We start from the raw sequence: 15,291 nt of genomic DNA on the forward strand, positions 1-15,291 counted from the left end.
TCGCGTCATCAGATGCTGGCCTCCAATCCAGCCAGCATCTTGAATCACAAACATCCGGCTTTGGGAATCCTACGATTCTCTCAAAATAGGAATCGCTCTAGGATCCATGCCGCGACTTTCGAGCGCGACAACGGTGCAATGCTGTTTTACTGCCGGCTCGTGCACCCAGGCTGTCCGAGGCCCTTCTTGAAGCGCAGCAATCTTGGACAAAGGTCGCGGCATGGATCCTAGGGTCTGCGCCGCGTCGCTCCGCTCCTTGCTCCGCCCTAGGATGACGAAGCTGGTGAGAGCCGCCGCTTGCGATGCTCGCCGTCACAAACCAGCCGCCCCGCTCCCCGGCGGCGCACAGGCCATCAGGTCGTAGACGCCCTTGTCCTCGACGACCGCGAAGCCCAGCGCGACATAAAGCCGTCTCGCCGGATTGTGCTTCTCGACATGGATCGATGCTGATTTGCCGGCTAACCATGCCTCGTCGATGAGGTCACAGAGCAGTGCGGTGCCGTAGCCCTTGCGGCGATGATGCGGCAGGAAGGCAATGTCGATGATGCGGTGCTGGCTTGGCCAGCGCTCGACATAGAGGCGGCCGATGTCTTCGCTATCGCGTTCCACCACCAGCCAGTCGGCCTCGGGATAGTGTTTTCGGTAATGCGCGTGCTGGGCCTGGAACTGCATGCCGAGGAATTCGGTCTTCTGCGCCTCGCTCCACGACGTCACCGCGAGTTCTTCGAAGCGGGTCGAGGCATAGAGCCGCGACAGGAACGGCATGTCCGCGTCCACTGCCGCACGAAAGCGGAGCCCGGCCGTGTCAGACCGGGACCAGACCGGACGGGCCTGCTTCGCTTGCGCCACGCTGGCGTAAATCAACCGTCAGACCGGCGGCGTCAGGTCGCGCACGACGACGATCTGCTTGAGATTGTTGTCGGTCAGCGACGTCCAGCTATACTCCCACTCGGAACTGTCGATGCCCATCTGGTTGATCGTCCACAGCCCGTTGGTGCCGTCCGGCATGAGCGCCAGGCTGAACAAAGCGAGCCGGCCATCGGCATTGTAGTTGAGCGTCAGGCGCGTCGAGCGAAGGGATGCGCCGAAATCGCGCCATCCCGACCAGTTTTGGGTGTAGGCATCCCATTGCGCGTTGAATTGGAGGAAGTGCTGCTGGTCGGCGGCGACCAGCACGATATCGCCGTCGCCCTGGATGCCGGCGGCAAGCGCCTGGTTGGGCGCCCTGGAGTAGCCGGGTGTCGCCCACTGCGTCCACGTATCCGATCCGGCGGGCATCTGGCGCGTGTGCAGCACCTGGCCGTTCTGGGTCAGGGCGAACAAATTGGTGGCGCCCAGCGGGCCGACGACCGGCGCCATCTCGATGAAGCCACCTGTCTGGGTCGTGTCGATCTGCACCCAACCCGTCCAGTCGGCGGCCTTCAGGGCCTGCGCCTTCGCCTGCTGGCAGCGATAGAGATGCAGGTTCGAATTGATGCCGAACAGGGCGATGCGGCCGTCGCCTTGGCGTATCGCCGAAACCGTCACCAGCCCGCCGGGGATCTGGATCCAGTCGCTCCACGGTTTGGCCGGCGGCGTCAGCACGTCGACGGTGACGACGATCGGTGTCGTCGTGCCCGGCGGCGTGATGGTTTTCTGCACCTGCACGATCTGGTCCGGATTCTGGTAGATCCACCAGATGCGGCCCTGATTGTCGGTGACGAAGACCTCGATGCGGCCGTCGGCATCGCGCGCCATCGAAAGCTTCTGATAGGAGGTGGCGCCGGGCGGCGTGCCGATGCTCATCGGCGCGGTCCATTTCTCGACCGGGCCGATCTGGTTGGCGTCTTCGGTGATGAAGGACAGATTGGTGGTTCCCGATGGCTGCGCGACCACGGCGACACGGCCGTCCTTGGTGAGGCCCGCCGTCATGATCATCCAGGCGCCGGGCGCGATGAACGACCAGGCCGAGGGCCATGGCCCGTTCGGCGAAAGCTGCGCCTTCTGGATCAACTGCCCCTTCGCAGAATCGATCCCCACCACCATCAGCCGCGAAAGTTCGAAAAACGACGCGCCGGCCGGCTTGTGCTGGTAAATGGGTGGAGGGCTGGACGGCGCCGGGCGGGCGCTGGCCCTGGCAGCCGCTTTCGGCGCCGGCGTCTTGGCTGCAGGGGCTTTCGACTTTGGTTCTGCTTTCTTGGCCATGATATCGATCCTGCCTGTTGGCTCGGAATTCAGGTTCTTGGTGGGAAGACGCCTTGCAGCGCGATGCAGAAATAACAGGTGAGGTAGGGCTGCAAATTGTTGTGCGGCTGGTCGCCGCCGGCGGGCGCTATTGTCTGGTCCGACAGCGACACTATGCTGCCTGGCGCGACATATACATTTCCCTGGCTCGACTTGGCGAACGCATTACCGGGAGCGATGTTGCTGTCCCCGCTGACGATCGAAGGAGCGGCCTGGACGAAATGCGCATGCATCGGCATCTCGGACTCCAGCAGAGACACCGTTTCAGAACCGCCGGTTTCGCCGAGATCATGCAGCGACAGGCCCGGCCCCTGCCCCGGGTGCATCGGCGCACGGCCTTGCAAATCCGGCAAGGCGAAGTTGGACTTGCCGTTGCCGCCATAGGTGGTGCCGAGTAACGAGAACAGCGCGGTGTTCTGTGACAGCGGCAGCAATTGACCGTCACACCAAGCCCAGCCCGTGGGCGCGAAATTGAACGGAAAGATACGGATTTCGGCGACGAACGGATCGGCCATGACGGTCCTCTTTAAGTCGGCGAAGGAAATATGCCGAACAGCGAGATGATGAAGTCGACGCACAGATAGGGCTGGAAATTGCTGTGTGGCTGGCTGCCGCCGCGGCTACCGAGAAACTGGGTGCTCATTGCCACCGATGGGCCGCCGTTGATGAACGCATTGACCTGCCCTGACCTACCAATGACACTTTGGCTGGGGTTGGGCTGATTGGCGACGTCGTTCGAGGCCATCAGGGCGTGGGTATGCGCCGGAATCTGCTGGATTGTCAGCGTGATTTCCTCCGCGCCCCCCGTCTCGGCCAGGATGAACCCGTTGCCCTGATGGATGGGAAGGCGGCCACGCAAGTCGGGCAGCGCGAAGGTGCTCTCGCCATCGCCGCCATAGGTTGTGCCTATCAGTTGGAAAAGTGTCTCGTTCTCGGAGATCGGCAGCAACTGTCCCTCGCAGAACATCCAGCCGGCCGGCGCAAAATTGCCGGCGAACATGCGAATCTCGCCAACATAGGGTTGTGCCATGGTCGCGTTTCCTCAATTCGGCGATGGGAAAATGCCCTGCAGGGCAATGCAGAAAGTCAATGCCAGGAAAGGCTGCATATTGAGATGCGCCTGACTGCCGCCGATATCGGTGACAGTGCCGGCAACCATGGCGCCGAGGTTCTGCACCGGACCATAGAGGGTGTTTGGCGCACTGTTGCCAAGCAGGTTGTTGGCCGGAAGATTGGTCGCGCCCGTGACAGACGATGCGTTGGCGGCGTGGACATGCGTGGGCATTTCCGCGATCGACAGCGTGTGGGCCTGCTCGCCGCCGCGCTCGCCCAACGTATGGCCGCCGCCGACATGAATTGGCATGCGTCCACGATAATCGGGAAGTGCGAAATTCACCCGACCATCGCCGCCAAAGGTGGTGCCGAGCAGCGAAAAAAGTGCCTGGTTCTGGTTGATGGGCAGGAGCTGCCCGTTACAGAGTGCCCAGCCTTTTGGCGCGAACACGAACGACATGATTCTGATTTCCGACAAGAACGGCTCAGACATAAGTCCTCTCCCCCAAACTGCTTGTACTGACCTTACGGCGACTGCATTAGCAAGTCGACAGAAATCGCCAAGAAAATTTAGATCGCTTTATTGCCAATGGACATACCTAATTCTTCATAAGTATTTCCAGTCGGAATCAGTTAGTTGGCACGAGGACCAGCCCGCCATTGTGCCCGCCAGGTATCGCGGCATAAGCCGGCGCACCGCCGGCGTCGAAGGAAAACACCGAACCGGCCGGCGTGTTGCCGCCGGCATTCCAGATGGCGGTGGCGATCGCCTGGTTGTTCGCGCCGCCTACAAAGTTCTGGAAATACAGGTGCGACGTAGTGCTGCCTATGCGTGCCAGGAAGGCGATGTCGTCGGCTGGCTGAGCCAGAGTCACTGTGTTGCTGCTGATGTTCAGATAGGTGTTTGTAAGGTCGCCGGCATTGGAACCCGCGCGCACATCGATGCCGACCGCGCCACTGCCCGCCACACCGGTGCCCGAAAGCGTGATGTTGTTGTTCATGATCGTCAAATCCAGCGAACCATTGTCCGTGCTCGGACCGGCGCCGTCGCCGTGCGGCGTCGCGAAGATAGCCGGATCGTTGCCGGACTTGGTGATCGTGTTGCCGATGATCTCGATGATGCCGGTCGAGGCATCTTCCGGATGGATGAAGATCGCCGAGCCCGCCGAGCCGACGCCGCCGCCCTGGATGTCGGCATTGCTGTTGATGCGGCCCATGATGACGGCATTGTTGATGCCGAAGACGTTGATGACCGGGCCGCCTTTGCCATAGATCTTCTTGTTGTTGAGGATCTTAAAGTTCAGGTGCGCGGTGTCCTCGGCGTTGAGGCCGATGGCGCGGCCGGCTCCGCTGAGGGCGGCTTGCGGGTCGAACGTATTGCCATTGGCGACCGTGCCGTCGCCGATGTTGACATTCAGCGTCGAGGTGTCGCGCGCAAAGGCTTCGACGCCGGACGTCTTCAAGCTCAGGAAGCTGCTGTTCAGGATGTTGAGCGTCGCGTTGGCGGTGCCGAAGGCTTCGAAGTTGAGACCTTGCGCGCCGAATGAGGAGTCCTTGGTGTTGCTGAACGTGCTGCCGCTGATGTTCAGCGTCAGACTGGTGCCCGTGCCGTTGCGGATGTCAACCAGATTGTCGCCGGCGGAGAGATCGCCGGCCGCGAAGCTAAATGTGGAATTGGTGATCGATGCGGTGCCGGTAAGGTTGTAGAACCGCATGTCGCCTTCAAAGACCGCGTCGCCGAAGCCGGTCACCGTGGTGTTGGCAATCGTCAGGTTCGAGACGTTCTGGCCATTGATGCCGACCTGGACGCCGCCATTTAAATTCAGATTGGTGAAACTGACCGTCGAAACGCTGCTCATGTTGATGGCGGCCTGAGCCGCGCTGTTGAATGTCGGGCCGTCGACATTGTTCAACGTGCCGTTGCCGCTGTTGGCATTGGTGAAGTTCATGTTCGAGAGCGAGAGATTGCTCGTCGACGTGAACACCGCGCCTTGCACTGTGCCCGTGATGGTGCCGCCGGAACCCTCCGTCGTGCCAATGCCGGTCACCGTCAGGCCGCCACTGCCCGTATTGTTGAGGACGATACCGTTGGTGCCACCGTTGGCCGAAATGCTCTGGAACGTCACGCCGGAACCGCCGATCGTCGTGTTGACGACGTTGAGCGCCGTGCCTGTGCCGGACGCGATCGTGTTGCCGGTGCCCTGCACCGTCACCGTGCCGCCGCCCGTGGCGCTGAAGCCGCCGCCGCTCGTTGTGTTGATAATCAGCCCGCCATTGGTGAAGTTGATGGTCGCGCCGGGGTTGCTGGTCAGGATGACGGCGGCATTAACACCGGTCGAGAGCGTCTTGACCGCGCCGCCGAAGTTGATCGTGCCGCCGGCGTTGCTGAGCACGGCAATGCCCAGCCCGCCATCGCTGCGAGTGATCGTGCTGGCGCTGTCGAAATTGATTAAACCGCCGGCCATGCCGCGGATATTTGCGACATTGCCGCCGGGGTTGGTGATGTCGACATTGTTCAGGTTGACGACCGCGCTGACGTCGTCATTGCCTGGCGTGCCCTGATCGCCGTCGACGACAAAGGCATTGTTCGCAGCCCCCGCGTCGGTCTGGATGGCGACATTGTTGAAGGTGTAGGTGCCGGTCGCGTTGTTCAGCGAATCGCCGAGAATGGTGATGCCGGCCGTGCCCGTCAGGCTGGCATTGTTGACGGTGACGCTGCCCGCCGCCCCGTCGATCACAATGCCGGTGCCGCCGGTGTCGTTGAGCCCGTTCGCCACGGCAGTGGTGAAATTCACCGAACCGCCGGCGGTGTCGGAGACGACGATCATGCGCTGGCCGGTGGTGGCTTGCGTGATCGTGCCGGCATAGGTGACGGTGGCGGTGCCGCCATTGACATTGAACGCGGTGCCGCTTGGGCTGATGATCGAGGTGCCGGTGCCGAAATTGAACGTGCCGCCCGAGCCGTTGAGGATGTCGACGCTGGCATTGCCGCCATTCAGCGTCGTCGTGCCGACGAAACTGTAGATGCCGTCCGCATTGTCGAACTGCAGGCCGGTGCCGTTCGTCGCCGACAGCGCGCCGGTGGCGAAGTTGAGCGTGCCGCTGTGGCCGCCCGCGACGCTGACCAGGGTGGCATTGTTCGACTGACTGACATTGCCGGTATAGTTGAGGTTGGCGGTGCCGCCGCTGACAGCGATGGTTGCCGCGCTGCCGCCGACCAGCGAGCCGGCGCCGAGATTGATCGTCCCCGACCCGATGACGTTGGTGAGGACGACGGCGCTGTTGCCGCCGGCGCCGTTGCTGGTCGAGGAAAAATTCATGCCGGTGGCCGCGACGGTGACGCCGCTCAGGTTCATCGCCACACCGGTGCCCGTGGCGATGGAGTTGCCCACGCCGGTGACGCTGACCGTGCCGGAGCCCGTGGCATTGAAGCCGGCGCCTGCCGAGGTCACGATCGCCAGCCCGCCGCCGTTGAAATTGACCGTCACCGGGGCGCTGTTGCCGGCAATATCGACGCCAAGCCCGCCGCCGCTCATGCCGATGGCGTAGCTGGCGCCGCTGATGTTGTAGGTGCCGCCGGTGTTGGCGGTGATCGATATGCCGGTGCCCCCACCGGTAAAGCTGTTCGAGGCGCCGGACACCGTCACCGTGCCGCCTGCATTGTTGTTCAGCGATACGCCCAGCCCGCTGGCCGTCAGATTGCCGCTCAGGGCGACGAGGCCGGCGCCGGCAAGCCGGCTCTGGACATTCAGCGCCGGACTGAATGCGCCCGAATTGTTGACCGTGCCCGAATAGCTCACGGCAGCCGTACCGCCGACGACATTGAACGACGCGCCCGTCGCGCCGCTGAGCGCGCCGGTGCCGAGATTGAGCGCTCCGCTGACATTGGTCAGGCTAACATTGTTGACGCCGCCGGCCGACGAGGTCGAATCGAGCGCGATGGTGGCGGCAACACCGGAGAGATTGATCGCTGTGCCGCCGGTTGCGTTCACCGTCTGGGCGGCAGCCGTAGCGGTGATGCCCATCGTGCCGCCGGTGGCGAGAATGCCGGTGCCGGCGGTGGTGTCGATGGTGACGCCATTGGTGAAGCTGGTTGTGCCGCCGGCCTGCCAGAGACCAACGCCGCTGGTCGTGTCGATGTTGGCGAGACCGGTGACGTTGAGCGTGCCGGTCTGGACTCGGATGCCGCCGCCTGTGTTGGGGACGGTGACATTGTTCACCGTCACCGTGTTGAAGTTGAAGGTGCCAGTGTTGGTGTTGATGGCATCGATGCCGAAGCCCGTCGTGTTGGTGATGCTTGTCCCGCCGGTGACGGTGAAGGTCCCGGCGACGCCGTCGAAGATGATGCCGCTGGCGCCGCCTAGGGCGCTGACGGTGGCAAACGTCATGTTGACGGTCAGCGGATCGAGATCGAATGCCGCGCCGTTGTTGGTGGTGACCACGCCACCGCTGTTGTTCAGCGTGAAATTGGTGGTTTTGGTGTTGGCGATGACACCGGTGCCGCCATTGTTGGCAAGGCTGAGCGTGCCCAGATCAAGGGTACCGCTGGTGTTGGTGAAACTGAGGCCATTGCCCTGCACGCGAGCGCCTGGGTTACCGATGCCGAGCGTGCCGGCACTGACCGTGCCGCCGGCGCCGTCGGAATCGAAGCGGACATTGTTGAAGGCGATGCCGCCACTGCCGGCGCCGCCGGTCACCTTGTTGCCGGCAAATGACCTGATCGCAATTGAATTGTCGGTCGCATTGATGTTCTGACCGGCGAAGGACGCTGCGAGGCCGGAGCCGGTCGATTGCAGCGTGTTGCCGTCAATCGACAGCAGAAGCGTATTGGCCGGAGCTCCCGTGGTGGAGAAATCGAGCGCGTTGCCGCCGGCGGCGATGGTGTTGTTCCTGACGAAGAAACTGGAGGCGCCGGTGGCGTTGACGGCAACGCCCGCACCGGAACCGAGATTGCTGACGATCAGGTTCTGGATGCCGCCCGCGAAGATGCCGCTGCCTGATGTCGCCAGGTTGATGACCTGCGTGGCGTTGTTGCTCTGCAGGACCGGCCGCAGCGTGTCGATGCCGCCCGGCGCCGAAATGATCGGCGAATTCTGCACCGTGGTGAAGTGGAACGCGGCGGAGGCGCCGCTGCTGGTGTCGACACCGAGCTGCGAAACATCGACCGCCGCGTCGCCGCTCTTGAAGGCGAGCAGCACCTGCCCGTCATCGAGGTTGAACGTGGTGCCACTCAGGTCGATGGTTTCCTGGGCGCCGTTGACGTTCTTGTCGATCAGCACCACGACGTTGGCCGTGGAAGCCTGTGCGCCCGCGTAACTGCCCGGATTGGCGAGGCTGCCGTCGCCGGTGCCGCCTTCGGTGACGTAGTAGACGCTGATCGATGACAGGTTGGAAACGTCGCCGGTGAAATTGACGTCGTTGAAATTGTAGTCGCCATTGGTCGGCAAACTATCGGTGGTGTGGATGACCTGGCCGCCGGTGGTTGCGATCGACGACTCGGCCGGGCCGGCGCCGTCGCCGAACACCAGCCTGGCGTTGGTGGTGCTGGAGAACTGCACGCCATAGCCGACATTGGCGATAGTCGATTTCTGGCCGGCCGGATTGTTGTTGACGGTGTCGCCGAGCTGGATGGTGCCCGTGCCGGTGGTGCCGGCCATGTCGATTCCGATCGTGCCAGCGAAGCCGCCGCCGGCTACATCGAAATCGTCCGCGGTGATGTTGCTCGCGCCGAGCGCCGCGCCGTTGAGGTCGAGGCCGACCGCATTGGCGGCATTGAGCCCGATGGTCAGGCCGGCGAAATTCAGCGTCGAGCCGAGCGTGCCAGAGACCTGGACGCCGGTCGTGGTGACTCCCTGCAGGTCGACCGCGCCGAGATTGAGGGTGCCGCCGCTGACATTGTTGAGCGATATGCCGGTCGCAGCACCGTTGGTCGAAATCGTATCGAACTTGATACCACCGGCGCCGACCGTCGCGCCTTTCGCCCCGGCGACGACCGCCGTCGCGTCGCCAAGCTTCAGCGCCGTGCCCGTGCCGGTGGTGATGGTGTTGCCGTCGCCGGTGACGCTGATCGTGCCGGGGCCAAAGGTGCTGGCGGTGAAGCCGGCGCCGCTGCTGGTGGTGATGACGAGGCCGCCATTGGTGAAGTTGAGCGTGCCCTTGGTCTGCGGGTCCATCACGTACGACGGTGCCTTGACGATGGCATCGTTGGCGCCGGTGTTGAATATCTTCGACGTACCAGAGAAGGTGACCGTGCCGTTGGCCGAGCCGCCGATGGCGACACCCTCGCCACCGCTGTGATCGATGGTGCTCGAAATATCGTATATGCCTTCGGCATGGCCAAAGAAGTCGAAGGCCGTCGATGACGTGGTGGAAACGACGGAACCGCTCATGTTCAGACGGGTCGCATCGCCGCTGGCGCTTATCACCGATCCCGCACCGACCGTGATCGAACCTTTGTAGGTCAGCGTGGTGAAGGCCAGGTCATTGCCGCCGCCGAGGCTGATAGCCGAGAGGGTGGTGTTCGTGATGCTGGCGCTGCCGTTGACGCCGACGTTGACGGTCCCGCCCTGCGAGCTCTGTATGATGCCGAACTGGCCGCCATCGATGGTCAGGGTGGATCCGGCGACATTGGCGATGTTGACGGTGCCAACCTCGGGACCGCCGATATCGAACCCGGCATATTGGACGTCGAGATCGATCGTGCCGGTGAAGTTGACCTCCCCGGTGCCACTCAGGGCGTACAGCCAGGCGCCGGTGTATCCAGTATCCCTCAGGCCGCCGATGTTGACATCCCCGACGAGATTGGCGCCCAACAGCGTCACGCCGGCACCGCCGGGGTCGCCGGGAAGGGCAGGGATCGTGGAGTCCGCCGAGATGCTGTCGAAGGTAATGCCGGCGCTGCCGACATTGGCACCATACACCACAAGTCCGTCGCTGCCGGCATTGATCTTGTTGCCGGCGCCGGTGACGGTAATGATGGTGGAGGTTGCGCCAGCCGGGCCTAAATCGCCAATTGCGACGAAGCCCGCCCCGGTCATTGTCGTTATAGCAAGGCCACCATTGGTGAAGTCGATCGTGCTGTTGGTATTGAGTGCCGGGACGGCTGAAGCGTAATTGCCAATGATACCCAAGCTCACGCCGTCCGTCGCGCCCGAGCTGATCACCTTGCTGGTGCCCGAGAAGGTGATCGCGGCCGCGTCGTTGCCGGCAACGACGATGTTGCCGCCGGCTGCCGCATTGGTATCGGTGAGATTGCCCGACAGCGTCACCGAGCCGCCGGTCATGCTCTGGATCGACACCGCGGCGCCCGTGCCGTTGCTGGCGATCGTGCCGCCATAGGAAATCGTCGCGTTGCCGCCGCTGCCTGCGGTCCCCGAGCCGACATTGAACGACGTGCCCGAACCGGTGTTGGTCAGCGTACCGGTGCCGAGGCTTGCCGTGCCGCTGAGGTTCTGCAGGTTGACGCCGCTGCCGGAAGCGAATGTGGCACTTGTCGAGGCGAAGTTGATACCGGCCGTGATGCCGTCGAGCGCCGCCGCCTGCGCGTTGGTGGCGTTGATCGTGCCGGTCACGACATTGACCGTGCCGCCGCCGGTGGCGCTGAACGCTGTCACGCCGTTCGTGGTGATGTCGACATCGGCGAAGGTGATCGTGGAGCCGGCATTGCCTGTCAGCGAGACGCCATTGCCGTTGACCGTCACCTTGTCGGTGAAATCGACCGTGCCGCCGCTGCGGTTGGCGATCGAGATGCCGCCGCCGGTCAGCGTGCCAGCCGATCCGCTGTTGGGCAAGGTGCCGCGCGTGACCGTGATGTTGCCGGCGCCGCCATCGACGTCGAGCAGCGTGCCGGCAACGTTGATGTTGTTGTCTGTGATCGACAAATTGCTGTCGAGGCCGACGACCTTGAACGCGGTCTGGCCCGCGGCGACGTTGGTGATCGTGACGCCTTCGATGAAGATGCCGCCGGCATTGTCGACGATCGTACCTTGGTCGACAAGGAAGACCGAACCGCTGCCGCCGCTGAAGTCGAACGCGGTGTCGCGCACCTGGTTGCTGCCGAGCAGCTGCAAGGTATCGCCGCCCGTGCTCTTGACCACGCCCTCATTGCCGGTGACGTTGCCGCCGGTGGCGCCGAGATTGCCCTGGACATTGATTGGCTGGATGGTGCCGGAGGTGATGATCGAACTGCCGTTGCCGAAGCCGGCGATCGACTGGCCCGAATCGAGCGTGAACGGCGTGGCGCTCAGATCGACCGTGCCGACAAAGGCGAAGGTCAGTGTGCCGGTCATGGCATCGGCCTGGGCGGCCGTGACCGTGGTCACCGCGGCGCTGAGCCCGTTGGTGCCGGCAGCGATCACACCACCGTCCTGGGAAATCATGACGACCCCGCCGACCGCGCTGGCCAGATTGGCGCTGCCGGTGAAGGCGACATCGTCGAAATCATAATTGCCGAGCGTCGGATCGAGCCCGATCGTGTTGACCGTGTAGCCGCCACTGGCCGCGCTGATGAAGGATTCCAGCCCGTCGCCCGCATTGCCGTCGCCAAAGGTGAAATTGGCGTTGGCCGACGTCGCCGTTGTGCCGCCGGACGACAGTTCGACGCCGACGCCGACCTTCGAGATGCTGGAGCCCTGCAGGAAGGTGATGGTCTTGTTGCCGATGGTCGACGACAGGTCGATGCCGCGCGAGGTCAGGTCGTCGGTGCCGGTGATCGTCGTCACGCCGAAATCGGCTATCGTTGACGAACCGCTGAAGTCGATGCCGGTCTGGTTGGCACCGGAGCCCATCGTCACATTGGTTGTTCCAAATGTGACATCGGCATTGGTCAGGGCGAAGTTGATGCCGGCTGGACCGACGGTCGAACCCATCGTCACGCTGGTAGTGCCGAAGGTAACTGCGCCGGCATTGTTGGTGATGTCGATGCCATTGCCCGTGGCGCCCGACACGGTCACCGCCCCGAAGGTCGCCGATGCGGTGCTGGCGACATTGGCGACGGCCAGGCCGGTGGCCGTCGCGCCGGTGATCGACAGCGGAGCTGTGACGTTCAGCGTCGCGGTGCCGGCAAGGCCGGTGACGACGGCACCACCGCCGCCCGTCGCAGACAGCGTCGAGCCGATGAAGCTGATCGCGCCGCCGACCGGGGGCAGCGACGAGCCGATCGCGAAAAGATTGCCGGTGCCGGTCGAGGTGATGCTGCCGCTGAAGGTCACCGAGCCGCCGGTGGTGCCGTCGACCTTGACCGCCGTGCCTGGCACGGTTGCCGAGCTGGAGATGTTGGCCGCTACACCGATTGTCGCGCTGCCACCGGAAACGACGACACCGTCGCCAACGCCCGAATTAGTGATGGTGCCACCGAGGATCGTGATCGAGCCCGTGTTGTTGGTCAGGCTGACATCGGTGCCCGCGACATTGGTCGTCACCAAATTGGTGATGGTGAAGGTCGATGACGAATCGTTGATTGCAACGCCGTTGATGCCGGCACCGGTGCCACCGATAGTGACATTGCCACCCAGGAACTGGCCGCCCGAGACGGCATTGAAATTGAGCGCTGTGGCTGCCACGACGCCTGTCGTGATGCTGTCGAACGCCATGCCGCCGGTGCCGATGGTGACGCCGTCGAGATAGATCGCGTGGCCGGTGCCGGTGGTGATCTGCTCCGTGCCTGCGGCCGCGACTGTGATCGTGCCGCCCCCGGTGGCGCTGAAGCCGGTGCCGATCGTCGTGGTCAGATCCAGCCCGCCGGTGAATTTGATTGTGCCGCCGGTGTTGCCACTCAGGTTGATCGCGAAGGCGGTGGCGGTGCTGGCGGTGATCGCTCCGCCGAACGTGGCGCTGCCGCCGCTCATGCCAGAGATCGTCACCGCGCTGGTAGCAGCGGTCTGGTTGATGGTGCCGTTGTAGGTGACGTTGGGCGTCGAGTTGCTGATGGAGAAGGCGTTGCTGCTCGTGTTGGCGATGGAACTCCCGACCCCGAAGGTCAAGGTTCCGCTGGAACCGCCGACGATGCCTATGCCTACGCCGCCGCCGGTGATGTCGAGATCGTCGAAGGTGGCGATGCCGTCGAAATTGTTGGTGGACAGCGCGGCACTGGTGGCGTTGGTGATCTTGGTGTTGCCGGTGAAATTGACGGTCGCGCTCGAACCAACAAGCGCAATGCCGGTTTGAGATGCGGTCTGGACGGTCAGGTCGTCGACCGAGACCGTACCGGTCACTCCATCGAGGAAGAGGCCGGTAGCGACATTGCTGACCGTCACGCCTTGGACGGTCAGGCCATTGATGCCCAGGCCGTGTATGCCGGCAGCGGCGCCACCGGAAATATTGAAATCGAGCAACGTGTTGCCGTTGCCCAGCGTCACGACATCGCCGCCGCCGGAACTGGTCAGCGTTGCCGCGCCCGCGGAATCCGAGATGGATTCGTCATGATGGACGTTGGTGCCGGTGACATTCAACGGCACCCCGCCGAGCGAGAACTCGCGGCCGTTGCCGAACGAGGCCAGTTCCTGTCCGTCGCTCAGCGAGAAGCCGGTGGCGTCGTCGATTGTCCCGCGGTTGACCAGCACAATGATGGCGTCGCTGGCGGTAATGCTGTCGGCATAATCGATCGAGGCGAGGTCGGTGATCGACGTGCCGCCGCCCGAAGCCCCGGCCGCGACGAAGATATAGTTGCGCAGATCGTAAAGTTGCAGGCCGGTAAACTGTGTCGTGCCGAAGGCGTAGTGGCCGCTGCCCTCATTGAGCCCGCGCGCATCGAGCGAGGCGGTGATGCCGGAGATGGAGCTGGAATCGCCGCCGAAGGTAAATTCGGCGTTGGCCGTGGCCCCCAGCGTGCCGGCTATGCCCAGCCGCACGCCGGTATCGACATTGGTGATGACGCCGCCATCGGTGATGGTGATGACCGCCCCGCCAACACTCGGTGAGGTCAGGTCGATGCCGATCGAGCCGGCAGCACCGGTGCCGGTGATGTTGAGCGACTGCGCGGTGAAATTGGTCCTGGATCCGGAGAAGTCGAGGCCGGTGCCGACACCCAGTCCGGAGATGACGATGTTGCCGGCGACCACCGCCGCATTGACGCCGGCAAACGAGATGCCGTCGGCGCCGGGGTTGGTGATGCTGATGTCGCCGAAGCGGATCGTCGCCGGCGAATCCGAAATGGCGATCGCTGGTCCGGTCGTGTTGGAGATCGTCGTCGCACCGTTGACCGTGAAGCTGCCCGCGACATTCTCGAGCACGACACCCGACGTGCCGCCGCTCTGGCTGATCGAGTCCAGCACCACATGAGCGGTGATCGGATCGATGAAGACGGCGGTGCCGCCATTGCCCGATATTGTGCCGCCGGTGGTGGTGAACGTCCCGCCGGTCGAGGTGCCCTGCACGGTGATGCCGCGGTCGGTATTGTCCTGCGCATTGACGGTGGCGAAGGTGTAGGTGCCCTTGCCGGTGATATCGAGACCGTCGTCGAGATTGCCCTGCAGCAGCGTCGTGCCGGTGAAATTGTAGGTGCCGTCGCCGTCGATGTGCAGACCGTCGAGGCCGTTGCCGGTGGCGGTGAAGTTGGAGCCGGTGATGCCGGTCGAGCTGCCCGTGAAGTCGGCGCCGTTGCCGCCCGCACCGGTGACCGTCACATTGGTCAGCGTCGCGCCGGTGATGTTGTTGCCGAAGATGCCGTCGCCGCCGCCGGTGATGGTGATGCCGTTGAGCGTGTTGCCGTTGCCGAGCGTGATGACGGGGTTGGCGACGTTGGTGCCCTGGATCGTGCCATCGCTGCCGCCCAGGTTGAAGGTGCTGGTGCCGCCGCCGAAAAGCCTGGCGGTGACGCTTTCGCCGCCGCCGATGACGGTCTGGCCATTGGCGAGCGTCACGCCGCCGGTCGTCAGATTGCCGTTGCCGCCAAGCGCGACGACAAAGCCGTTCGCACCCGACTTGGTCACGGCGTCGTCCAGCGTCGTCGGGTCGGCCAGCGTGCCGGCCCCGGCGAGGCCCCCATCGGCGAAATATAAAATTCCGAAGTCGGCATTG

The 15,291-nt window shown here is 63.6% G+C and carries 6 protein-coding genes; all 6 read right to left on the bottom strand.

Features of this window, described 5'->3' with window-relative positions:
- Window positions 1-312: 312 nt before the first annotated feature.
- Complete coding sequence (locus NKK51_RS31840) at window positions 313-849, bottom strand: GNAT family N-acetyltransferase (RefSeq protein WP_352556235.1); 537 nt, start codon at window positions 847-849, stop codon at window positions 313-315.
- Window positions 850-867: 18 nt separating this feature from the next.
- Window positions 868-2,184, bottom strand: a complete 1,317-nt coding sequence (locus NKK51_RS31845) for a DUF8189 domain-containing protein (RefSeq protein WP_352556226.1) — start codon at window positions 2,182-2,184, stop codon at window positions 868-870.
- Window positions 2,185-2,213: 29 nt separating this feature from the next.
- Complete coding sequence (locus NKK51_RS31850; protein WP_352556228.1) at window positions 2,214-2,738, bottom strand: phage tail protein; 525 nt, start codon at window positions 2,736-2,738, stop codon at window positions 2,214-2,216.
- A gap of 11 nt (window positions 2,739-2,749) precedes the next feature.
- The gene (locus NKK51_RS31855) at window positions 2,750-3,253 is read right to left on the bottom strand and encodes a phage tail protein (RefSeq protein ID WP_502895896.1); all 504 of its coding nucleotides are present in this window, start codon (window positions 3,251-3,253) and stop codon (window positions 2,750-2,752) included.
- A 12-nt stretch (window positions 3,254-3,265) separates the two neighbouring features.
- Window positions 3,266-3,769: a phage tail protein gene (locus tag NKK51_RS31860; protein WP_352556231.1), complete on the bottom strand. Its 504-nt coding sequence runs from the start codon at window positions 3,767-3,769 to the stop codon at window positions 3,266-3,268.
- 136 nt (window positions 3,770-3,905) lie between these two features.
- Window positions 3,906-15,203, bottom strand: coding sequence for a hypothetical protein (locus NKK51_RS31865; protein WP_352556233.1), 11,298 nt, complete (start codon window positions 15,201-15,203; stop codon window positions 3,906-3,908).
- Between the last annotated feature and the right edge of the window lie 88 nt (window positions 15,204-15,291).

Origin of the sequence: Mesorhizobium sp. M0011 (assembly GCF_040324155.1) — a bacterium.
GTDB lineage: Bacteria > Pseudomonadota > Alphaproteobacteria > Rhizobiales > Rhizobiaceae > Mesorhizobium.